We start from the raw sequence: 22,921 nt of genomic DNA on the forward strand, positions 1-22,921 counted from the left end.
GCGATATTCGTACTCTTTTCCACTAAAAATCAACAGGAAAGCGAAGGCGCTCAACGGGAATCGGAATTCGACCGATGATTGTGCTTTTCAGCGTCGGAGAAACACGAACAAGGCGTTCAGCGGCGGTTAATCTTGCCTCCGCTAGCCCTTGTCAAGGAACCGGTTCGCGGTTTGGGCGTTGCATTGGACCGCGCGTCTCGCGGCCAACACAAAAAAGCCGAAACCTTGGGTCAAGGCCCCGTAAGTATTCGTGTTCGTATTCCCTTCGTCAGCGTGTCATGGGTTGACGAGAGGATGCGGGCCAGGACCTCCCAGGAAGAGGAAGGAAGACAAAATGTCGATTCGATCCAAGCTGTTTGCGACCGTCGCGCTGCCGGTGCTGTCGGTGTCCGTGGCGGTTCCGCCTGCCGTGGCCGACAGCCTGATGAAGCCATTCGAGGTTGCACAGGAGGGCGGTGGCCAATCCGACCAGGAACTGCTGCTGCAGCAACAGCGCCAGGCGGAAGAAGAAGCTGCGCGCCAGGCTGCCGAACAGCAGCGCGCCGCTGAAGAAGAGGCCGCGCGCCAAGCCGCCGAGCAGCAGCAGCGTGCTGCCGAGGAAGAGGCAGCGCGCCAGGCGGCCGAACAGCAGCGTGCCGCTGAGGAAGAAGCTGCGCGCCAGGCTGCCGAACAGCAGAAGGCTGCCGAGGAAGAGGCTGCCCGTCAGGCCGCCGAACAGCAGAAGGCCGCTGAGGAAGAAGCTGCGCGCCAGGCCGCCGAACAGCAGAAGGCCGCTGAGGAAGAAGCTGCCCGTCAGGCCGCCGAGCAGCAGAAGGCTGCTGAGGAACAGAAGGCTGCTGACGAGCAGAAGGCTGCCGAAGAGCAGAAGGCTGCCGAAGAGCAGAAGGCTGCTGACGAACAGAAGGCTGCCGAAGAGCAGAAGGCTGCTGAAGAGCAGAAGGCTGCTGAAGAGCAGAAGGCTGCTGAAGAGCAGAAGGCTGCTGAAGAGCAGAAGGCTGCTGAAGAGCAGAAGACTACTGACGAACAGAAGGCTGCTGAAGAGCAGAAGGCTGCCGAAGAGCAGAAGGCTGCCGAAGAGCAGAAGGCTGCCGAAGAGCAGAAGACTGCTGACGAACAGAAGGCTGCCGAAGAGCAGAAGGCTGCCGAAGAGCAGAAGGCCGGTGGCGAAACCGCTCCTGCCGTCGAGCCGCAGCCGCAGACCGGCGAAGGGCAGCCTGCACCCGGCACGGAACAACCGCAGACGGGTGAAGGCCAGCCTGTGCCTGGTACCGAGCAGCCGGTGACCGCCGAGCAGCCGCAGGTGCAGCAGCCGGCTCCGGAAGTGGTCGATACCCGTACCGAAGAAGAGAAGGTGAAGATCGCCGACGATCCGGCTGCGACCGACGAAACCGTCGTCCTGCCGGTCGAAAACGGTGCGGCCGTGCTCGACAGCGACAAGGACGCTGACAATGCCGGCGGCAACCAGGCGCGCGAAGAGCGTCAGAAGCTGCGCGAGGAACTGCGCGCCAAGGAAGAGGACGCACCGCCGCCAGCCGACGATGCCGCAGCGCAGGCTGCGATCGCTGCCGAGATCCAGGCCGACCTGCCGCAGAAGATCGAAGCGAACCTCAACGAAAAGGGTACGCGCGTCGACGAGGCTCCGGTCTTCGTGGTTCCGGAGACGACCAACATCGTCAACAACACCGTTATCAACAACACGGTGATCAACAACAACACGACGGTCAACAACATCACCAACAACATCACCGAGGTGAAGATCGTCGAACAGATCGACAACCGGGTGATCCTCGGGGTGGGCGACCAGATCTTCGTGCGTGGCGACGACCGTCCGCGCCTGCGTTACGATGCGGAAGAGACCTACTACGATCAGCTTCCGCGTGGCCGCACCCGCGAAACCATCGTGCGTCCGGGCGGCTACCGGATCGTCACCGTCTACAACCGTTACGGCGACATTCTGCAGCGCTCGCGTGTCGACCGCGACGGCAACGAATACCTGATGATCTATGCGCCCGAGCGTGACGAAGGCCCGCGTCCGGCGATCATCGACGTCGGCTACGAACTGCCGCCGATGCGCCTGCGCATCCCGGTCCGCGACTACATCGCCGACGTTTCCGACGATCCGGATCGCGACTACTACCAGTTCCTCGCCGAGCCGCCGGTCGAGCGTGTCGAACGCGTCTACACGATGGACGAAGTGCGCCACTCCGCCCGCCTGCGTGACAAGGTTCGCCGCGTCGACCTCGACACCATCACCTTCCCGACGGGCAGTGCCGAAGTGTCGATGTCGCAGGCCAAGACCATGCGCAAGGTCGCAGCCGCGATGGAGAAGATCCTTGCCAAGGATCCGGGTGAAACCTTCTTCATCGAAGGCCACACCGATGCCGTCGGCTCGGACCGCTCGAACCTGGTGCTCTCCGACAAGCGCGCCGAATCGGTCGCCTCGCTGCTCACCGAGGTCTACGGCATTCCGCCGGAAAACCTGGCGACCCAGGGCTATGGCGAGCGCTTCCTGAAGGTTCGCACCCAGGATGCCGAGCAGCAGAACCGTCGCGTCACCATTCGCCGTGTGACGCCGCTGGTTCGCCCGGTCGCGCAGCGCTAGGCGCCGATCAAGCTTCGGGCAGGGCTGCCCACCTAAATCTCGGAAACCCGCCTCGCAAAAGGCGGGTTTCTGTCATTTGACATTCCTTCCCAGACATTCTTTCTCGGATTGCCATGAAAGCCCTTGTTCTCGCGCTTGTTGCCGCCACCACGTTCGCCCATTCGGCCACCGCTGCGCCTGGGCTCGTCGAGCCGGATCTGCGTCTGCCTTCCAATCCTGGCGGAAAGGGCGCAGCCCCGCGGGTTGCACTGACGCTTGACGCCTGCAGCGGCGCCACCGACATGCGCATCCTCGGCACGCTGATCGAAAACCGTATCCCGGCGACGATCTTCGTCACCGCGCGCTGGCTGAAGCGCAACGGCCTCGTCGTCGAGGTGATGAAGGCACATCCTGATCTGTTCGAGATTGAGGACCACGGTGCGATGCACGTGCCGCCGATCGACGTGAAGATCTCCGTCTATGGCATCGCGGCGGCCGGCTCCGAGGCGGCGGTCGCGGCCGAAGTCGATGGCGGCGCTGTCGCAATCAAGGCGCATGGACTGCCGGCGCCGAAGTGGTTTCGCGGCGCGACGGCCAAATACACCCATTCGTCGATGAGCCAGATCCGCGCTATGGGTTACCGCATCGCCGGCTACTCGGTGAACGGCGACGGCGGCTCGCTGCTGGGGGCCGCAATGGCTGAAAAGCGCATTCGCGCCGCCAAGGACGGCGACGTCATCATCGCCCACATCAACCAGCCGACCCATTCGGCCGGCGCCGGCGTTGCCCGCGGCATTCTCGATCTCAAGGCCAAGGGCTACAGCTTCGTGCGTCTGAACGACATTCCGGACCAAACGGCCGTCGGCGCGACGAACTGACGATGACCAGCAGGGCCGTGGCCCACGGCATCCCCGAGGTACATCGGGCGCCCGGCCGAGGAGTTGATTGGTCGGCGCGCATGGTGCGCAGCCCAGCAATTGACGGCCGCTGCTCGACGCGTTGAAGCCGTCTGTCGAAATCGATTTTCGGTTGAAGGAACCTCGCCATAGGATTTTTCCGCGTAGCGGTAGCCTGGGAGGTGTGGATGAAGCGCGTCGTCTTCGGACTCGTTGTCGCCCTGATGTCGTCGGTGTTCTCGTCCTCCGTCCACGCGGACGGTGCGGCCCCGGGCCTGCCGCCGTTCGACAAGGTGCTGGAGCGGGCTGAAGACGGCGATGTCCAGGCGCAGGTCGATCTCGGTATGCGTTACCACACCGGCGAGGGCGTTGAGCGCGACTTCCTGAAGGCGATCGGCTGGTACCGGAAGGCGGCCGAGAGTGGCGACGCGAAGGCGCAATTCCACCTCGGCACCATCTATTTCAACGGCGGCGAAGGCGTGAAGCAGAACTATGAGGAGGCCGGACGATGGTTTCGGTTTGCCGCCGAGCATCGCGTTCCGGAGGCCCAATACAGTCTCGGGGTGATCTACGAACAGGGGCTGGGCGTCGCCAAGGACGATGCGCAGGCCTTCACCTATTACCGGTTGGCGGCTGAACAAGGCTATGCGGCGGCCCAGTTCAACCTGGGCTTTCTCTACCAGCAGGGGCGCGGTACGGCGCGCGACCCGGCCGCGGCGTTTGTATGGTATCGGAAAGCATCGGAACAAGGCCTGGTGGCCGCCATGCACAATCTGGCCATCGCCTATTTCCAAGGCAGCGGCACGCTGAAGAATGACGCGGAGGCTTACCGATGGACGTCGCGAGCCGCGGTCGCCGGAGAGGCGCGTGCCCAGTACAACCTCGGTTTCATGTACGAGAAGGGTGTCGGCGTGGAGCGCAACATGGCCGAAGCGCTGCGCTGGTACCTGCGTTCTGCCGAGCAGGGATATGTCGATGGGCAAGCGAATGCCGGCCGGCTCTATTTCAACAGCGAGGCGGGGCGGATCGATGCCCAGGAGGGACTTCGCTGGCTTCGCCCGGTTGCGAACGCCGGCCATAAGGAGGCGCAAAATCTGCTCTGCGGCGTTTACGTGCGCGCCTTCGGGGTCGGACGCGACGATCGGGAGGCGGTGAACTGGTGCCGCAAGGCGGCCGACCAGGGCATGGTTGCAGCGCAGATGGACCTCGCCACCTTCTACATGCTCGGTCGCGGCGTCGAGAAGGATCCGGCAGCGGCCTTTGACCTCTACCTGAAGGCGGCCAAGCAAGGGGATGCCAAAGCCCAGTTGAACGTCGGCCTCATGTACTTGAAGGGGACCGGCACCGGAGAAAACGTCGCGGAAGCGCACCGCTGGTTTCTGACATTGGCTGATCGCGGGGATCCCCGCGGCCAGTTCCATCTGGCGGTGATGTACGCAGGCGGCCTCGGCCTCGAGAAGAACCTCAAGGAGGCGGCGCGGCTTTATGAACTCGCGGCCAATCAGGGCTATGCTCTGGCGCAGTTCAGTCTCGGCGTGGCCTATCTCAATGCCATCGGTGTGGAAAGCGACGCTGCGGCTGCTGCCAGATGGTTTCGCAAGGCCGCCGAGCAGGGAAATGCCGACGCGCAACTCAATCTCGGCATCGCCTATGCAAGGGGCGCCGGGGTGGAGCAAAATCTTGCGTCGGCTGCCGAATGGTATGCCAGGGCGGCGAAACAAGGGATGCAGAAGGCGCAGCAGTTGCTCGACGGGCTGCCGCAGAAGTATCGCGACACCACGAAGCCTTGACTGCAGGCCTCGGGCCCGCGCGCCTTGATCAGGAAGCCGCGTCCTTGCGCTTGAGACCCGTGACCTTCTCGACGAAGTCGGCGATCGCGTCCGTGTCATCGAGGTCGAAGACCGGAAGATCGCTATCGGAAACCGGATGGTCGGCGGCGATCGCGCAGATGTGCGGATCCGTGGGGGCCAGCGGCTCGCGGTTTGCCGACTCCAACCGGCGGGCCTCGACCTTGGGGATCGGTTCGCGCTTGTAGCCTTCGATGAGCACGAGATCACAGGGCGCAAGCCGCGCCAGGATATCCTCGAAGCTTGGCTCTGGCGCGCCGCGCAATTCATGCATGATCGCAAATCGCGTGCCGGAGACGATGGTCACCTCATGGGCGCCGGCCTCGCGGTGACGGTAGCTGTCGGCGCCGACCTTGTCGATATCGAAGTCGTGGTGGGCGTGCTTGACGGTGGAGACGACGTAGCCGCGCCGCGTCAGTTCGGTGACGAGCCGCACCATCAGGCCGGTCTTGCCTGAATTCTTCCAGCCGGCGATGCCGAAGATCTTCATGGCGCTCATGTCATGTCATCCTCGAAGAAACGCAACCATTGCTCCGCGTCGATCAGATCCTCGGGCGTGTTGACGTTGAAGAACGGGTCGAATGCGCCTTTTGTCGTCGCAACGAGCGGAAAATCGACCGTGACCGACGGGTGGCTTTCGATGAAGGCGCGAACGCGGCGCTTCGGATCGCTGGTCAGGAAGGCCTCAAGTTCGTCGGCAAGGGCGAGCGGCCAGAGCCCGAACAGTGGATGCATCTGCCCGTCGGATGCCGCAACGGCGATCTGCTGCTGCTCTGTCAGGGCGGCCACCATTCGGGTGACGAGATCGTCCGGAAAGAACGGCGTATCGGTCGGAAGGACGACGACGTGGCTTGCAGCCGGATTGTTGGCCGCGACATGGCGCATCGCTGTCAGCACGCCGGCAAGCGGACCGAGAAACCCGGGGACCGTATCGGCGATGACGGGCACGCTTTCATCCATGGCGCCAGCCGGATCGGCGTTGAGGTTGACGGCGACGCTCGTCACCTGAGGCTGAAGCCGGGCGACGATGCGCGTCAACATCGTCTGGCCGCCGAGCGGAAGGCCGAACTTCGGGCTGCCCATACGGCGCGACAATCCGCCGGCAAGGACGACGGCGGGCCGGGACGCGCTGATCAGGGGCGAGGGAGGGCTTTCGGGCATTGTCGGCTCCTATTCCAGCGGGCCGGTCAACGAGCGCTGGGCGACGGCTTTACGGCCACGCAGCGTCTCGCGGTAGAAGGTGTAGAGGCCCGAACCGATGATGATCGCGACGCCGACCAGCATCCAGTGATCCGGCACCTCGGCAAAGAAGAAGATGCCGATCGCAATCGACCAGATCAGGCTGGTGTAGCGGAAGGGGGCGATCACCGAGATGTCGCCGGCACGCATCGCCAGCACGATCGTCTGGTAGCCAAGCATCAAAAGAACGCTTGCCGCAGCGATATGGCTGAAGGTCGTCGTCGACATCGGCTGCCAGCCGCCCATTGGCTGGATGAGCAGGGCGCCGACGATGGTGGTGACGAGCGAAGTCGATACGGTGATGTAGAGCGCCGGCACGTCGTGGCCGATGCGGCGGGTACAGAGGTCGCGGGTGGCGGTGACGAAGACGCAGCCGACCACGGTCAGCGCCACCGGCGTGAAGCCCTCGGGGCCGGGCCGGAGCACGATCAGCACGCCGATGAAGCCGGCGATAATGGCGGTCCAGCGGCGCCAGCCGACCGGCTCGCCGAGGAAGAGTGCGGCGCCGAGCGTGACTGCAAGCGGCAGCGCCTGCATGATCGCCGAGGCATTGGCGAGCGGGATCTGGCCAAGGGCCGAGATGTAGGTGACGGAGGCCAGCGCCTCCATGGCGATGCGCAAGAGGATCACCGGCCGCATCAGCGTTCCGATCGGCCGGAAGGCGCGAAAGTGCCAGGCGGCGAGCACGACCATCAGCGTCGTCAGCAAGCCACGCACGAAGATGATCTGCCCAACATTCATCGCACCGGTGACGGATTTGACGAGCGCGTCGTTGCAGGAAAACGTGACCATCGCCAGGCACATGAAAAGAATGCCGCGGAAATTGGTGGAGGCTTGCATGCTGGCTGTCCTGCGGCGCCGGACAAGCGGGCTGCGCTGCCGGCGAATGGGAGGCGAATCCGTGAATGGATCGCCTAATGTTTAAGCATTGGCTGCCGCCTTGTGCAAACGGGATCGCATGACGCGACGACTTTTCTTGTTCGACAAGTAGAAGGGGTGTTTTCGCGCCGAACCCCGTGCAGGAAAGACTGTCGTTCGCCGGTAAAACGGGTGCGCTCGAACATAAGCTTATTCGCGGAATCTTAAGTTTCACTGCCTATCGTCGCCGCAATTCCGCATCCATTCGCATGACGCGATCGGCGGGGTGGCGCCGCAATAAAACTTGCAGGGTGGCCATTCCAGGGACGTTTGCTTGAGGCTTGGGAGAGCCTTCGGCCGATGTCCCATCGGTGTTTCCACCAAGAAAAGCCGCCGCGCGGGCCTGCTTCCCATAAGAATAATCAGGGGTGCGCAATGTCTTTCATCGATCGCTTGCTGCAACGGCTGCGTATCGTCACCAAGGTTCTGCTTTTTGTGGTTCCGCTCGTGGCGCTTATCGCCGGCATTGGTCTCATCGGCTTCTTCACTGCCCGTACGCTCAACGGCCATATGACCGTGACGCGGGAAACCATCAACAATCTCTCGGATTTCCAGGCGCTGCGCGGCGCGCTGCAAGCGTTTGCCGATGCGCCGAGCGAAGAGACACGCACGGCCCTGTCGAGCCAGATCGACGAACAGGAAAGCGGCGTGAAGGCGCTCGACGACCTGTTGAACCGTGCCGAGGACAAGGCGGAGATCGCCTCTGTGCTGGCGCTCGGAAGCGCGATGCGCAGCCAGACGGACAAGCTCTGGGCGACCAAGATCGAACGTGACCAGGTGACAGCGTCGCTCGACAAGGCGCTCGCCGACATGACCGAACAGGGCAACGGCGCCTACAAGCAGATCGACATCATCCGCAAGGAATCCGGCGAAAAGGAAGCCTTCGCCAAGGCGTTGCTTTTCGATGCCGCCGCCTATCAGGGTCTTGCCGAGCGCATCAAGAAATTCCGCCTGCCGGTGACAATGGCCGTCAATCCCGACGCCAAGGTCGACCAGGCGAACAAGCTTCTGCCGCATCTCATGAAGCAGATTGACGAAGCCGAAAAGATCGCCTCGGAAAAGGTGCAGGCGCCGATTGCCGAAGTGAAGGACCAGGCAACGAAGGTGCAGGCGATCCTTGCCGGCGGCGAGGACAACGAGGCGAAGAAGAACGCGCTGGTGCCGATCCTCAGCAAGTTCTCGAAATATGAGGCCGACTTTGCCAAGGAGGCTGCGAAGAATTCCGACACGGCCGCCAAGCGTTTCGTCGGCATGGATGCCGAGATCTCGCAGCTGAAGACCTTGATCGCGCTGATGGGCGACACCTTCAAGGGCCTCGACAGCACGCGGCTGCACATCAGCGAGCTGCATCGCAAGCTCGATGCAGCCGGCCGCGCGCCGGTCATGGCCGACATCCAGGCAGTTCGCGAGACGGCAGCCAAACTTGGCGAACTCGGCGGCAAGAATGCAGCCCTTCGCGATCTGCCGGGCAAGCTCGGCCCATCGCTCGACAACATCGACAAGGACACGGCAGCATTGATCGATGTCGGCGGCCGCTGGCAGGCGGCAAAGAGCGAAGCGGCGACGATGGTCGCAACCGCCAGCACGACGCTTGAGAGCTTCGTCAGCAGCGCCCAGGAGGCCGGCAAGGTCGACAGCCAGCGCTCGGCCGATGTTTCGATCGTGGCGATGATCGCCGGCACGCTGCTCGCCATCATCGGCGGCCTGATGTTGGTCGAGACGTTGCGCGGCCCGCTGAAGCGCGTGACGGAAACGATGACGCGGCTTGCCAATGGCGATCTCGACGTTGCCATCGAGGGCCGCAACCGTGGCGACGAGATCGGCGACATGGTGCGCTCGGTTGCCGTCTTCCGCGACAATGCGGTCGAGAACGTGCGGCTTGGTCGCGAGGCCGAGGCTGCGCGTGCGCTTTCTGCGGAAGAGGAAACGCGCCGGGCGGCCGAGCGCGCCCGCATCGAGGCCGAGCAGATGCAGGCGCTGAACGCGCTCTCCGACGTGCTGGCGGCACTTGCCGACGGCGATCTCGAAGAGGGCATGTCCGAGGACCTGCCGGCCGATTACGTGATCATGGCCCGCACCTATAACAATGCCGTCGAGGCGCTGCGGGCGACGCTTGCCGACGTGCGCGTCGTCACCGGCGAGATCACCGGCGGCACCGGCAATCTCGCTTCGTCTGCGGACGACCTGGCGCGCCGGACCGAGCAACAGGCGGCGGCGCTCGAAGAAAGCTCACGGGCGCTGCGGCAGTTGACCGATATCGTCCGCGCGACGGCCGAAAGCGCCCGCAAGACGACGGTTTCGGTCGGCGAGACCAATTCCTACGCCAAGCATTCCGGCCAGGTGGTCGCCAAGGCGATCGATGCCATGGCCGAGATCAACCGCTCCTCGGAGAAGATCAGCACGATCATCGGTGTCATCGACGAGATCGCCTTCCAGACCAACCTGCTTGCGCTGAATGCCGGCGTCGAGGCGGCGCGGGCAGGCGAGGCGGGCCGCGGCTTTGCCGTGGTGGCGCAGGAAGTGCGCGAGCTCGCCCAGCGCTGCGCCGGGGCTGCCCGCGAGATCAAGGGGCTGATCTCCGAAAGCTCGGCACAGGTGAGAAGCGGCGTCGCTCTCGTCCAGGAAACCGGCGACGCGCTGACGGTGATCAACAGCCACATCGGCACGATCCACGACCTCGTCAGCAACATCGAGGCTTCGGCCGCCGACCAGTATACCGGCCTCAACGAAGTGAACTCGGCGGTGCACGAGGTCGAGCTGATCACCCAACAGAATGCCGCGATGGTCGAAGAGAACACTGCCGAAATCCACGGCCTGCGCCGACAGGTGGAAGCGCTCAACGAGAAGATCGAACGCTTCCGCACCGGGACGGACGGAATCGGCGCGCGGGGCCAGGGGCATCGAAGCTACGCGGCTTGAGCCTCTGAGCGGGTGGCTGGTCTCTCTGCTAGCTCAATGTCCTCGAAGTCAATCCGGGGACCAGACCTCACCGGCAGGCAGGCACGGAGAGCGTGCCGGGCTGCCGAGCGCCCAGATGCAGGCGCTATCCACTGACACGCGGAGTACGTGGGGACATGAAGATGTGCCCCACATTCCCTTCTCCCCATCTGCGCGGAGAAGGTGCCGGCAGGCGGTTGAGGGGCCGCCTGCCGGTTGTTTTTCCAAGATTGGTATCCTGATGAAAGGTCAGCCGCCGGTGACGCTCATGTGGCGGGCAACGGCCGGGCGGTTGTGCTCGCGGTCGATGATGAAGTCGTGGCCTTTCGGCTTGCGGCCGATCGCCTCGTCGATCACCTGGCTGAGATAGGCGTCGTCTTCCGAGGCCCTGAGCGCCGTGCGCAGGTCGGCCGCGTCGTTCTGGCCGAGGCACATGTAGAGCGTGCCGGTGCAGGTGAGACGGACGCGGTTGCAGCTCTCGCAGAAATTATGGGTCATCGGCGTGATCAGGCCGAGCCTTCCGCCGGTTTCCGCCACTTCGAGATAGCGGGCGGGGCCACCGGTGCGATAGGGAATACCGGAGAAGATAAACTGTTCTTCCAGCTGTCGGCGCATTTCCGACAGCGGCATGTAGTGGTCGGTGCGGTCTTCCTCGATCTCGCCCATCGGCATGGTTTCGATGAGCGTCAGGTCCATGCCGCGGCCATGGGCCCAGCGCATCAGGTCCGGGATCTCCTGGTCGTTGAAGCCTTTGAGCGCCACCGCATTGATCTTGATCTTGAGGCCGGCGGCCTGGGCGGCGTCGATGCCTTCCATGACCTTGGAGAGTTCGCCCCAGCGGGTGATCTGGTGGAACTTTGCCGGGTCGAGCGTATCGAGCGAGACGTTGATGCGCTTGACGCCGCAGTCGGCGAGTTCGGCGGCATATTTCGCGAGCTGCGAGCCGTTGGTCGTCAGCGTCAGTTCATCAAGCCGGCCGGCCTCGATCTCACGACCGAGTTCGCGCACCAGAAACATGATGTTCTTGCGCACCAGCGGTTCGCCGCCGGTAAGCCTGAGCTTGCGGACACCCTTCTCGATGAAGGCGGAACAGAGACGCTGCAATTCTTCGAGCGTCAGCAGATCCTTTTTCGGCAGGAAGGTCATGTGCTCGGCCATGCAATAGGTGCAGCGGAAATCGCAGCGGTCGGTGACGGACACGCGCAGATAGGTGATCGCCCGGCCGAAGGGGTCGATCATCGGGGCTGTCTTCTGCTCCAGTGGCAAAGCGCCAAATCTGTCTATCGTTGCTGTGTTCAAGCGTCTTTCTCCCAGCCCCTTCAATGTCGTCGTCGAAGATGGTCGCGTCAAGGCGCATACTGTCGCAAAGTGTTGATCGGAAGAGACGGGTAATTCTCGCGCGCCGATTTCTGCGCTAGTGCATTGTCGTCCCTTAGAGCAATGCCGCATCGGGGACGCAGATTACGGCGAATGGGCGGCATCCGGTTTGTCGTACGCGAAAGGAAGCAGCGAAATGAGCGAATTCTGGCCGACGGAATTGCGGGTGTCGAAGGATCGCCACCGGCTTGTGGTGACGTTCAGCGACGGAGCGTCCTTCGATCTTTCGGCGGAGATGCTGCGGGTGCTTTCGCCGTCCGCCGAAGTGCAGGGCCATGGTCCCGGCCAGCGGGTGACGGTTCCCGGCAAGCGCAATGTGCAGATCATTTCCGTGCAGCCGACCGGCAACTATGCGGTCCGCATCGGCTTTGACGACTTCCACGACACCGGCATCTTCACCTGGAGCTATCTGCATGAGCTCGGTGAAAGGGGCGCGGAACTCTTTGCTGCCTACGAGCAGGAGCTCGCCGACAAGGGCATGTCACGCGACAAGGCCGAAAAGCCGCGTTAATCCGCGCGCTCTTCCGACAGCTCGCTCTCTTCCTTGAGCAAAATGCCGATCAGCCGCTCCATGGACTTGGCGACGATCATGCATTCCTCGATCGGCGAGCCTTCCATCGACTTCTCGATCAGCCCGGTGTGAATTTCCATCGCGGCTTCAGTCAGGCTGCGGCCTTCCGGCGTCAGCGACAGACGCAGCACCCGTTTGTCCTTCTCGTCGCCACGCCTGAGGATCAGGCCGCGCTTTTCCAGTTGCGGCAGCAGCATGCTCATGTTGGATCGGCCGACCAGCAGCTTGCGCGCCAGTTCCTGCTGCGAGATGCCGTCAAAACGGTAGAGATTGATCAGGATGTCGAGATGCGGCGGCTTGATGTCGAGATGGGCGATCTCGCGCGTCAAGGTCTGCTGCATGAGCTGGCAGGCGCGCGCCACCGCGATCCAGCTGCGAAAGCGGGGATGGTCCCAGGGAAAATGGTGTTCGCTCGTCACTTGATTTTTGTTCAACGTTGTACAATTATGTTCAGCATTGAACATAACAAGAGATTCTCACTATGGCATCCTTTGCGATCAAGGTCATCCGCAACGCGCTGAAGGGCGTCGACGCGTTTTCACCCGAGGCGGCCGGGCGGCTCGCTTTCAGGCTGTTCACTCTCACGCCCGGCAGAAAGCCGAAGAACGCCAAGGAAAGGGCGGCGCTCGCCGCTGCCGCTCCGGTGATCGCCCGGGGCCAGCCGGTGACGCTCTCCTATGCCGGCGGCTGGGTGCTGGCGCGCCGGTTCGCGGCGCCGCGCGAGGCCGCCAACACCAAGCGCATTCTCCTCCTGCACGGTTGGGGATCGCGCAGCGACTATCTGGCAGCGATGATCGACGGCCTGGTGAAGGGCGGCGCCGAGGTGGTGACGCTCGACTGGCCCGGGCACGGAGCTTCGCCGGGGCGCACGTTGACGATGCCGGCAGCGGTTCGGGCGATCGACGCGGCCTGGCGGCACTTCGGCAATTTCGACGTCTGTGTCGGCCATTCCTTCGGCGGCGGCAGCCTGGCTTGCGCTGCCGGCGGCATCGTCTGCGACGTGCACAGCCATATCCCGAAGAAGCTGGTGCTGATCGGCGCGCCAAGCGAGATGACTTGGCTTTTCAAAGGCTTCGGGAGAATTCTTCGCCTTTCCCCGAAGGCGCAGGTGGCCTTCGAAGGCGTTGTCGAACGTCTCTCCGGCCGCCGACTTCAGGATTTCGATGCAGCGCACGTGATCCAGGCGCGCGCCGTGCCGACGCTCGTCATCCATGCGGAAGACGACAAGGAGGTTTCCGCCGACCATGCGCGCCGTTATGCGGCAGCCGGGCCCAATGTCGAAATGCACTGGGCAAACGGATTTGGCCACCGGCGCATTGTTTCGGCCGCACCAGTGATTGCGCGGATCAACGCCTTCATACACGCGGAAGATCAAAAAGCCGCCGCCTGACTATTTTCGTTGACCGCGTCATCAGTCTGTCATGCTATCGGCCGAAGGGTCGCTGGCCTGGGATTCTCTGTATCCAGATTGCTCCCGGGATTTTTGGCAGCATTGGAGGACGGCATGTCGATCATCAGCTCGGTCGAGGAACTCAACGCGCTCTATGGCGGCGTCAGCGAAGCATCGGTGGCCAAGGTCACCAAGACGCTGACGGCCGAATACCGGCTGATGATCGAGGCATCGCCTTTCTGCGCGCTCGCGACCGTCGGTCCGGAGGGACTGGATTGCTCGCCGCGCGGGGATGACGATTGCGTCGTGCGGATCGGCGACGACAGGACGGTGCTTCTGCCGGACTGGCGCGGCAACAACCGCGTCGATTCGCTCGCCAATATCGTGCGCGATCCGCGCGTGGCGCTGATGTTCCTGATCCCCGGTTCGAACACGACGATGCGCATCAACGGCACGGCGGTGCTCAGCGTCGATCCCGCCCTGACGGAAAGCTTCGAGGTCGACGGCAAGCACCCGCGCAGCGTCATCGTCGTGACGATTGGCGAGGTTTATTTCCAATGCGCCCGCGCCGTCATGCGCGCCCAGCTCTGGAACCCCGACCGCTTCCTTGATCCGGCATTGCTGCCGACGCCCGGCACGTTGCTGAAGGCCGCCAAGGCGGATTTCGACCGCGAGACCTATGACCGCGAATGGCCGGAGCGCGCCGCCAAGACCATGTGGTAACCGGCTGATCGGCGCGATCAGGCAAGCACAGAGACTGGAGGCGAGGGTGCGGCAGCAAGCTCTGACAGGTGCATTCCTGCTCGCCCTCCTGGCTGGCAAGACGTCTGCTGGTGAGCCGTCGCTGGCGGAAAAGCTCAATCTGCTGGCAGCAAGTTACCCGGATGCCATCGAGCGCATCGACGGCAACGCCTTGATCCTTGGGGATGGCGGGCCGCCGATCGTCATCGACGACGGCCGAACGAAAAGCCATGCCGAGAAACTCGCTGCGGGGGACGTCGAGGACAGCCTGTCACAAGTCTATCCGATCGGTGCCTGTGCGACGCCGCCAGCGGTCGATTTCGACCCGGGGCGCATACGCAGCGAAGCGCTTCTGAAACGGCTTTATGGCGGCAGCGCTACAACCGTCCGGCAGGATCTCGTCGGCGTGGACTGGTTCGGCGAGCGGCTGCAGGTAACGAGGAAGCACGGGATGGCGGCGGCGCTGAAGGCTGTTGCCGCGGACCTTTCGCGACAAGCCGAACTCAGGCGCTATCTCAGCCCGAGTGCCGGCACCTTCAACTGGCGGCCGATTGCCGGCACCGCGACGCTGTCGGTCCACAGTTTCGGTGCGGCCATCGATATCAACACGCGCTTTGCCGACTATTGGCGCTGGGCCGGAAAGGCCCGCGGCGGCTATCGCAACCGCTACCCGCTGGGCATCGTTCAAGCCTTCGAAAAGCGCGGCTTCATCTGGGGCGGCCGTTGGTATCACTTCGATACGATGCATTTCGAATACCGGCCGGAGATGATCGCAATCGCTCGCGCCGCAGGCGCCGATGCGTGTCACCAGTAGTCTCAGCGGGAAACGGACTCGCGGGCCATGAAACGCAAAAGGCGCCCGTGGAGGGCGCCCATTGTCAGTTTGGTCGACGAGGGCGTTGCCGCTTCTCAGCGGCGATAGATCAGCCAATTGCGGCCGGATTCCTTGCGCATGCCGTCTTCGAAGAGAACCGTCTTGTTACGGCCCGCGTTCTTGGCCGAATAGAGCGCGATGTCCGCCTTGTTGTAGAGGTCGACCGGGTCTTCGGCGGCGGTCGCCATGCAGACGCCAACGGACAGCGTGATCGGGCCGTAATTGACGCCGGTCTTGGAATTGCGGAAGGGCGTCGCGGCCAACACGGTGCGGATGCGGTCGGCAATCTGAAGGCACTCTTCCTGGCTGCTGTCGCCGAGGATGATGGCGAATTCCTCGCCGCCGGTGCGCGCGACGAAAGCCTCGCGGCGCAGATTGGCGCGTAGCACGCCGCCGACGGTCGCCAGGATCTTGTCGCCAACCGGATGGCCGAAGGTGTCGTTGACCTTCTTGAAGTGGTCGATGTCGGCAACGAGCAGGCCGGTGAAGTTTCTCAGGTGCTCGTTGTTGTAGACAGCCGCCAGATTGTCGTCGAAGGCACGGCGGTTGGCGAGCCGCGTCAGCGAATCGGTGTTGGCGATGCGCTTGTACTCGTCGAGTTCCTGCCGGATGACCTCCATCTCGAAGGACTTCTGCACGACGGTCTCGACGCGTTCCTTGCCCTGGCTCATCGTCTCGGCCGTCGCATCGGTCAGAATGCCGATCGCGTGGCGCAGGATATCGGCGCTCGATGCGCTCTTGCTGACGATGTTGACATAGGCTTCGTCGAGAACCTTGTTGTAGTTCTCGAGTGCGTATTGCTCGTCGCGCAACAGGGTCACGAGTTCGGCAAGCTTGGCGGCAAGCGTGGTGTGGGCGCGCTCGATGCCGGTGGAGCGATGGATGTGGCTGAAATACTGCGCACCGATCGCGTCCAGTTCCTCCTGGGTCGCGCGGCTGCCGAGTGCGGCCAGTTCCTTCGACAATTGCGGATTGGAGCCGAGATAGGCTTCGTAATAAAGCTCGTAATTGCGGGGGATGGGCGCCACGCCCATCATGCGCATCGCATGGGTTACCTGCGCTGCGATATCGGGCGTCTGAGCCTTGCCCGAGCTTGCCGTTTGCATGTGCAAACCCCCTAATATGAAACGCTGCTTATCGGTCATTATTTTTAGGGGCAAATGATTTGCGAAGTCTTAATATTTGCCGCCGTCGCGCCGCCGCATCGTGACCGATCGCGGCAGGTTTTGCCGATCGACAGTGCGTTCGCGACATCAAGGCCACGGCGCCGCGGAGGCGCCGTGGTGTATCAAAATGGATCAGGCCGGGCTGATCATCGTTTCCGGACGAACGACGGCGTCGAACTCTTCGTTCGTCACATAGCCGCCGCCGACCGCTTCTTCGCGCAGCGTCGTGCCGTTCTTGTGCGCGGTCTTGGCGATTTTGGCGGCGTTGTCGTAGCCGATCTTCGGAGCGAGCGCCGTCACCAGCATCAGCGAGCGGTCGAGCGCTGCCTTGATGTTGTCTTCGCGGGCCTCGATGCCGACGACGCAATTGTCGGTGAAAGACACGGCCGCATCGGCGAGCAACTGAACCGACTGCAGGAAGTTGTAGGCCATCAGCGGGTTGAAGACGTTGAGTTCGAAATGGCCCTGGCTGCCGGCGAAGGTCAGCGCGGCGTGGTTGCCGAAGACCTGGACGCAGACCTGGGTCAGCGCTTCGCACTGGGTCGGGTTGACCTTGCCCGGCATGATCGACGAGCCGGGCTCGTTTTCGGGCAGCGACAATTCGCCAAGGCCCGAGCGCGGGCCGGAGCCGAGGAAACGGATGTCGTTGGCGATCTTGAAGAGCGCTGCGGCCGTCGCGTTGATCGCGCCGTGGCTGAAGACCATGGAATCATGGGCGGCGAGCGCTTCGAACTTGTTCGGCGCGGTCGTGAAGGCGATGCCGGTGATCTTGGCGATCTCTTCGGCGACCTTTTCGGCAAAGCCGACAGGTGCATTGAGGCCGGTACCGACGGCCGTGCCGCCCTGCGCGAGTTCGCAAAGGCCCGGCAGGGTCATTTCGATGCGCTTGATCGAGGAGGCGACCTGGGCTGCGTAGCCGGAGAATTCCTGGCCCAGCGTCAGCGGCGTTGCATCCTGGGTGTGGGTGCGGCCGATCTTGATGATGTGGTCGAATGCCTTCACCTTGGCTTCGAGCGCCTTGTGCAGGTGCTTCAGCGCCGGCAGCAGGTCATGGATGACGCGCTCGGCGCAGGCGATGTGCATCGCCGTCGGATAGGTGTCGTTCGACGACTGGCTCATGTTGACGTGGTCGTTCGGATGCACCGGCTTCTTCGAGCCCATGACGCCGCCCATGAGTTCGATGGCGCGGTTCGAGATGACCTCGTTGGCGTTCATGTTCGACTGGGTGCCGGAGCCGGTCTGCCAGACGACGAGCGGGAAATGGTCGTTGAGCTTGCCGTCGATCACTTCCTGCGAAGCCTTGACGATCGCATCGGCTACGGTCGAGTCGAGGCGGCCGAGTGCCTGGTTGGTGCGGGCGGCCGCCTGCTTGACGATGCCGAGCGCCCGGACGATCGAAGCCGGCTGCTTTTCCCAACCGATCTTGAAGTTGCCGAGCGAACGCTGGGCCTGAGCGCCCCAATAGCGGTCGTTCGCCACTTCGATGGGGCCGAACGTATCTGTTTCCGTGCGCGTCGATGTCATCGTGATACCTGCCTTGATCATGCGGTTCATGAAGCCTGGGCGAGGGGCCGTGTGGCGGATCTCTCCAGGGTGCCGGGCCTCTCTCTGCCCCGACGGCCGGAGCTTGTAAAGGGGCGGGCCCGGGCTGGCTATGCTACAATCGTTTGAAACCCCACGGGCGTGGCGGGTCCACGCTGCGCCACCGTGATTCGGTCTTTGCCGGGCCTCCGGCAGCGTTGTGATGTTTCGGTCACAGACGCCATCTTCTTTTCCGGCGACGATCGCCTGCCGCTGCCGGCGCAAGCGCGCATGCCGAAATAAAATCCATTGGGATCAAATTTTTATCGCTCTCCCTACGTCTTTAAAATGAGGCGTTCGGGAGCTTTTGACAGGAGGTCCGATGGCGATCAGTGCCGGCGCGTTTCCTTTTCATTCACCATCCTTTTCTATAACTTTTAGCGCACGAGGGCGTGGCGAGAATCTGGCTTCAGCCGAATTCGGCGACAACGCGATACGGGGACGTAGTTTCATATGAGAGTTCTTAAGACGGCAGCGATCGTAGCGCTCATGAGCGGCTGTGCGATCGCGACCATGGACGCGCGGCCGGCTTCGGCCTTCACACTTGGCGATTTCATCCGGGCAGGCCGGAAGAAGCCGGAAACACAGCAGGCCCCGACCAACGAGGCGCTTCCCGGCGTCGGGGCGATGGTCGATCCGCAGCAGCAGGCGGCCAAACCGCTGCCGAAAATCACCGGCCCGAAATACTATACCTACAAGGCCGAGCCGCTGCGCCGGATCGCAACCGACAAGCTGCTCGATCCCTTGGTTACCGGTTCCGTGCGCAACGACGCGCTGCCGCCGATGCTGCGTACGCCGCTGGCCGATGCGCGCCAGTTCCTTCCCAGCATCAACGTGCGTGCCTCGGGCGATGTCGCAAAGGCGGTCGAAGCCCACTACGGCGCCCGCATGGACTACATCTGGATCGGCGCTGAAGGCGTCAATGCCAAGGCGAAGGCGGCGGTTGCCGTTCTTGCCGACGCCGCCAAGGTCGGCCTCGATCCCCAGGATTATGCCGTCAGCGTGCCCTCCGACACTTTCGACCGCGGCGACATGATCGCCCGCGAAAAGGAGCTGGTGCAGTTCGAGATCGCGCTTTCGGCCGCGACGCTCAGCTACGCGCAGGACACCGTGCGCGGCCGCATCGATCCGAACAAGATCTCCGGCTACCACGACTTCAAGCGCAAGACGGTGGAGCTGCTGCCGCTTCTCGACAAGATGTCGGCAAGCAGCGACGTTGCCACGTTGTTGAATGAGCAGAGCCCGAAGAGCGCGCAGTTTGCGGCTCTTTCCGCGGAACTCGCAAAACTGCGCGCCGAACAGGGTGTCGAGCAACGCGTCGAGATTGCGCCCGGCACGCTGCTGAAGCCGGGCCAGAGCAATCCCGAACTCGCAAACATCATCGCGGGTATCCGGCTCAAGGGTTCGGAAAAGCTGAAGACCGACCACGCTACGGTTCTTGCCGCCTACCAGGGCACACCGGACTATACGCCGGAACTGGTCACGGTGGTCGAGGCGTTCCAGCAGGAGCACGGGCTCAAGGCCGACGGTGTTGTCGGCCAGGCGTCGCTTCGCATCCTGACCGGCGGCGACACGGTCGCGGCCAAGATCAACAAGCTCGAGATCGCCATGGAGCAGGCGCGCTGGCTGCCGGATGGTCTCGGCGACCGCTACGTCTTCATCAACCAGCCGGCCTTTACCGCCACCTACGCCGACCAGGGTGCCGAGCAGTTCTCCATGCGCGTCGTCGTCGGCTCCAAGGCGAACCAGACCTACTTCTTCCAGGACGAGATCCAGACGGTCGAGGTCAATCCCTACTGGGGCGTGCCGCAGTCGATCATCGTCAACGAGATGCTGCCTAAGCTTAGGAGCGACCCGAACTATCTCGATCGCATGGGCTACCAGGTCGAAGTCGGTGGCCGCCCCGTCCCGTCCGCATCGGTCAACTGGAACGGCTCGACCGCATCGGTTGCCGTGCGTCAGCCGCCGAGCAGCGACAATGCGCTTGGCGAGTTGAAGATCCTGTTCCCCAACAGCCACGCGATCTACATGCACGACACACCGTCGAAGAGCTTCTTCAAGCGTGACAACCGCGCGCTCAGCCACGGCTGCGTGCGGCTTGCCGATCCGCGCCTGATGGCGGCAGCCGTGCTCGGCACGAGCGTTGACGATGTCGGCAAGGAAATCGCCGGCGGCCGCAACAAGGCGCTGCAGGTTCCGGTGAAGGTTCCGGTCTACGTTGCCTACTTCACGGCTTGGCCGAACAAGGACGGCGTGGTCGAGTACTTCAACGACGTCTACGACCGCGACATGTACATGAACCGGGCCTTCGACGCGACGCGCGGCGCGCGCCGGGCGGAAGGATAAGCAAGAAAAAGGCCGCTTCGAGCGGCCTTTTTCTTATCTGCTATTTGGAAAACAATCCCGAGACCAGATCTGGAGTCAGCTCGTCGAAGTGGCTGATGACGACGGTAGGGTCGAGGCTTTCGACCGGAACATCGGAGTAGCCGAAGGGAACCGCGATCGAGGGCACGGACGCATTGCGGGCGACGAGGAAGTCGTTGAGGCTGTCGCCGACCATCACGGTGCGGGTCGCCAGGCCCCCGGCATTGGAAACCGTGCGCAGCAGGTGGGCGGCATTCGGCTTGCGAACTTCGAAGGTGTCGCCACCGGAAATCGCGGCGAAGCGCTCGATCAGGCCGAGCCGTTCGAGCAGGCGCGTGGCGAGCTTTTCCGGCTTGTTGGTGCAGACGGCGAGCTTGAAGCCGGCACCGGACAGGCGGTCGAGCGCGTCGACGAGACCTGGATAGGGCAGCGAATCGCCCGGCATCGAGCCATGGTAGAAATCGACGAATTCCTTCAGCTGCCATTCCAGCACGTCTTCGGAGAGCGGCTTTTGCCGCATCGCGAAGGTGCGCTCGATCATAGCGCGGGCACCGTGGCCGACGAGATGGGTAAGGTCGCCGTAGGTAACCGGCTCGACGCCGGCCTGGGTAACCGCATGGTTGAGGCTGGCGACCAGGTCTGGCGCCGTGTCGACGAGCGTTCCGTCGAGATCGAAAACGACAATGGGAGAAGACAAGGAGAAAACCTCTTGGCGCTGAAAACCGTTGTTGATCGGGTAGGCGAACTCATCGGCGATTGCAATGGCAAGCGGGCGCGGCAAAGCACGCGGAATCCTGAGTGCTGATTTCATTTTGACTTTTGTTTGCGCCGTGGGGCGTGTAAGTGTCACAGCGGAAAAACGGGCGGCCGTTCGCTGATTGCGGCCTGCTGCCCGTGCGAATCACAAGGGAGCGACCGGCGCATGGACGCCCGCGAAATGAAGATCAAAGCCGCGGCCGCGGCGCTGGAATATGTCGAAGACGGCATGCGTCTCGGCATTGGCACGGGTTCCACGGCCGAGGAGTTTGTGCGGCTCCTGGCCGAGAAGGTCGCAGCGGGCTTTCGCATCGAAGGCGTTCCCACATCGGAGCGCACGGCGCGGCTCTGCCTCGAACTCGGTGTTTCGCTGAAGTCGCTCGACGAACTGCCGGAACTGGATCTGACGATCGACGGCGCCGACGAGGTCGATGGCCAGTTGCGGCTGATCAAGGGCGGCGGCGGCGCGCTGCTGCGCGAAAAGATCGTTGCGGCTGCGTCGAAGCGCATGATCGTGATTGCCGACGAGACGAAGGTGGTCGACGTTCTCGGCGCCTTCAAGCTGCCGATCGAGGTCAATCCCTTCGGTCAGGTGGCAACGCGGATCGCAGTCGAAAAGGTGGCTTCCCGCCTCGGACTTTCGGGCGAAATCGCCGTGCGCCAGTCCCATGACGGCCCCTTCCTGACGGACGGTGGGCACCTCATTCTCGATGCATCTTTTGGCCGTATTCCTGATGCAGATGCGCTCGCGGGGGAGCTGAATGCCATTCCCGGCGTCGTCGAGCACGGGCTTTTCATCGGCATCGCTTCGCTGGCAATCATTGCCGGGCCGCAAGGGGCACGCACGCTGACTGCGTCCTGAGCCGGCCTCGCTGCCCCATGAGGGGCAGGAGCGGTGAAGACAACAGGTTTCCATACATGCGGGCCTGGCGGCGACAATCGCCCGGGCAGCATGCGACAAACACAGGAGCAAGGGTAAAAATGAACAAACTCGCAGGTCTTGTCCGCACTTTCGCTGCCACCGCGGTTCTGCTGTCCGCGTCCGTTCCGGCGGTCAAGGCCCAGGACGTCTCCGAAGACCAGATCAAGGCGGCGCGCGCGACGATCGCTGCTCTTGGCGTAACCAACAGCTTCGACAACATCCTGCCGAACCTGGCCGAGCGCCTGAAGAACACGCTGATCCAGGCATCGCCGAACCATCAGGAACTGATCACCGCGACCGTCGACGATAAGGCGCTCAGCCTTGCCGCCCGCCGCGCCGATCTCGAGAACGAAGCCGCGACGATCTACGCCAAGACCTTTTCGCTCGAAGAGCTGAACGCGATCACCGAGTTCTACAACTCGGCCGCCGGCAAGAAGCTCCTGAACGACGGCCCGATCGCCTCGCGCGAACTCCTGAAGGCTGCCGACATCTGGGCATCGGGCGTATCGCGCGACCTGACCCAGGAAGCCACCAAGTCGCTCGACGAGAAGGTCGGCTCCGCCCAGCCGGCAGCAGCCGAAGGCGCCGTTCAGGCGCCGGCCCAATAAGCTGTAGCGCTTAGCGCCTTCATCACGTTTCGAGGAGCCCGGAGCGATCCGGGCTTTTCTTTTGCCCGGAGGCTCCACTATATGTGCCTGCGACGCAGCCATCGGCTGCGTCCGGTTGCGTGTCGGCCAAGCATCGTTCGGCCCGCTTTTCAG

The 22,921-nt window shown here is 63.2% G+C and carries 19 protein-coding genes; 11 read left to right on the forward strand and 8 right to left on the reverse strand.

Annotated features, from left to right (window positions below):
* Positions 1-334 precede the first annotated feature (334 nt).
* The 3 genes from JVX98_RS11605 (at position 335) to JVX98_RS11615 (ending at position 5,267) form a co-directional block, all read left to right on the forward strand.
* Positions 335-2,602, forward strand: a complete 2,268-nt coding sequence (locus tag JVX98_RS11605) for an OmpA family protein (RefSeq protein ID WP_205238679.1) — start codon at positions 335-337, stop codon at positions 2,600-2,602.
* A gap of 113 nt (positions 2,603-2,715) precedes the next feature.
* Entirely contained in the window at positions 2,716-3,459 is a 744-nt protein-coding gene (locus JVX98_RS11610) for a polysaccharide deacetylase family protein (RefSeq protein WP_205238680.1), read from the forward strand.
* A gap of 206 nt (positions 3,460-3,665) precedes the next feature.
* Entirely contained in the window at positions 3,666-5,267 is a 1,602-nt protein-coding gene (locus JVX98_RS11615; RefSeq protein WP_205238681.1) for a tetratricopeptide repeat protein, read from the forward strand.
* 28 nt (positions 5,268-5,295) lie between these two features.
* On the opposite strand, the gene mobB is transcribed toward JVX98_RS11615, so the two are convergent.
* From mobB to JVX98_RS11630, 3 genes are read right to left on the reverse strand one after another with little or no spacing between them, the layout of a single operon-like run.
* Positions 5,296-5,823 carry a molybdopterin-guanine dinucleotide biosynthesis protein B gene (gene mobB, locus JVX98_RS11620; RefSeq protein ID WP_205238682.1) on the reverse strand — a complete coding sequence of 176 codons (528 nt, stop codon included), beginning with the start codon at positions 5,821-5,823 and terminating at the stop codon, positions 5,296-5,298.
* Positions 5,820-6,485, reverse strand: a complete 666-nt coding sequence (mobA, locus tag JVX98_RS11625; RefSeq protein ID WP_205238683.1) for a molybdenum cofactor guanylyltransferase MobA — start codon at positions 6,483-6,485, stop codon at positions 5,820-5,822. Before mobA ends, mobB begins: the two co-directional genes overlap by 4 nt.
* A 9-nt stretch (positions 6,486-6,494) precedes the next feature.
* Positions 6,495-7,403, reverse strand: coding sequence for a DMT family transporter (locus JVX98_RS11630; RefSeq protein ID WP_205238684.1), 909 nt, complete (start codon positions 7,401-7,403; stop codon positions 6,495-6,497).
* A 453-nt stretch (positions 7,404-7,856) separates the two neighbouring features.
* On the opposite strand from JVX98_RS11630, the gene JVX98_RS11635 reads away from it, so the two are divergent.
* Positions 7,857-10,400, forward strand: coding sequence for a methyl-accepting chemotaxis protein (locus tag JVX98_RS11635; RefSeq protein ID WP_205238685.1), 2,544 nt, complete (start codon positions 7,857-7,859; stop codon positions 10,398-10,400).
* 267 nt (positions 10,401-10,667) lie between these two features.
* On the opposite strand, the gene moaA is transcribed toward JVX98_RS11635, so the two are convergent.
* Positions 10,668-11,717 carry a GTP 3',8-cyclase MoaA gene (moaA, locus tag JVX98_RS11640; RefSeq protein WP_205238686.1) on the reverse strand — a complete coding sequence of 350 codons (1,050 nt, stop codon included), beginning with the start codon at positions 11,715-11,717 and terminating at the stop codon, positions 10,668-10,670.
* 214 nt (positions 11,718-11,931) lie between these two features.
* Here moaA and JVX98_RS11645 point away from each other — a divergent pair, with 214 nt between their 5' ends.
* Entirely contained in the window at positions 11,932-12,306 is a 375-nt protein-coding gene (locus JVX98_RS11645) for a gamma-butyrobetaine hydroxylase-like domain-containing protein (protein WP_205238687.1), read from the forward strand.
* Here JVX98_RS11645 and JVX98_RS11650 read toward each other — a convergent pair.
* Positions 12,303-12,800, reverse strand: coding sequence for a MarR family winged helix-turn-helix transcriptional regulator (locus tag JVX98_RS11650; RefSeq protein ID WP_371826541.1), 498 nt, complete (start codon positions 12,798-12,800; stop codon positions 12,303-12,305). The genes JVX98_RS11645 and JVX98_RS11650 overlap by 4 nt on opposite strands.
* Positions 12,801-12,847: 47 nt before the next feature.
* Between JVX98_RS11650 and JVX98_RS11655 the strand changes: the two genes are divergently transcribed.
* The 3 genes from JVX98_RS11655 (at position 12,848) to JVX98_RS11665 (ending at position 15,311) form a co-directional block, all read left to right on the forward strand.
* On the forward strand, positions 12,848-13,756 hold the full coding sequence (locus tag JVX98_RS11655; RefSeq protein ID WP_205238689.1) for an alpha/beta fold hydrolase: 909 nt from the start codon (positions 12,848-12,850) through the stop codon (positions 13,754-13,756).
* Positions 13,757-13,870: 114 nt separating this feature from the next.
* A complete protein-coding gene (locus JVX98_RS11660) occupies positions 13,871-14,479 on the forward strand; it encodes a pyridoxamine 5'-phosphate oxidase family protein (RefSeq protein ID WP_192446280.1) in 609 nt (202 codons plus the stop codon).
* Positions 14,480-14,525: 46 nt separating this feature from the next.
* The gene (locus JVX98_RS11665; protein ID WP_246765003.1) at positions 14,526-15,311 is read left to right on the forward strand and encodes a M15 family metallopeptidase; all 786 of its coding nucleotides are present in this window, start codon (positions 14,526-14,528) and stop codon (positions 15,309-15,311) included.
* 95 nt (positions 15,312-15,406) lie between these two features.
* Here JVX98_RS11665 and JVX98_RS11670 read toward each other — a convergent pair whose 3' ends face one another.
* Both JVX98_RS11670 and fumC read right to left on the reverse strand, forming a co-directional pair.
* Entirely contained in the window at positions 15,407-16,477 is a 1,071-nt protein-coding gene (locus tag JVX98_RS11670) for a GGDEF domain-containing protein (RefSeq protein ID WP_034795108.1), read from the reverse strand.
* Positions 16,478-16,669: 192 nt separating this feature from the next.
* Positions 16,670-18,061, reverse strand: coding sequence for a class II fumarate hydratase (gene fumC / locus JVX98_RS11675; RefSeq protein ID WP_043616470.1), 1,392 nt, complete (start codon positions 18,059-18,061; stop codon positions 16,670-16,672).
* Positions 18,062-18,571: 510 nt separating this feature from the next.
* On the opposite strand from fumC, the gene JVX98_RS11680 reads away from it, so the two are divergent.
* Positions 18,572-20,464 (forward strand): murein L,D-transpeptidase, encoded by a 1,893-nt coding sequence (locus JVX98_RS11680; protein WP_205238691.1) that lies wholly within the window; start codon positions 18,572-18,574, stop codon positions 20,462-20,464.
* A 40-nt stretch (positions 20,465-20,504) separates the two neighbouring features.
* Here the strand turns inward: JVX98_RS11680 and JVX98_RS11685 are convergent, their stop codons facing one another.
* Positions 20,505-21,179, reverse strand: coding sequence for an HAD family hydrolase (locus JVX98_RS11685; protein ID WP_205238692.1), 675 nt, complete (start codon positions 21,177-21,179; stop codon positions 20,505-20,507).
* A 225-nt stretch (positions 21,180-21,404) separates the two neighbouring features.
* On the opposite strand from JVX98_RS11685, the gene rpiA reads away from it, so the two are divergent.
* Positions 21,405-22,100, forward strand: a complete 696-nt coding sequence (rpiA, locus tag JVX98_RS11690; RefSeq protein ID WP_205238693.1) for a ribose-5-phosphate isomerase RpiA — start codon at positions 21,405-21,407, stop codon at positions 22,098-22,100.
* A gap of 119 nt (positions 22,101-22,219) precedes the next feature.
* Positions 22,220-22,768 carry a DUF2059 domain-containing protein gene (locus tag JVX98_RS11695; RefSeq protein ID WP_043616419.1) on the forward strand — a complete coding sequence of 183 codons (549 nt, stop codon included), beginning with the start codon at positions 22,220-22,222 and terminating at the stop codon, positions 22,766-22,768.
* Positions 22,769-22,921: the final 153 nt, after the last annotated feature.

This window comes from Ensifer sp. PDNC004 (genome assembly GCF_016919405.1).
GTDB lineage: Bacteria > Pseudomonadota > Alphaproteobacteria > Rhizobiales > Rhizobiaceae > Ensifer.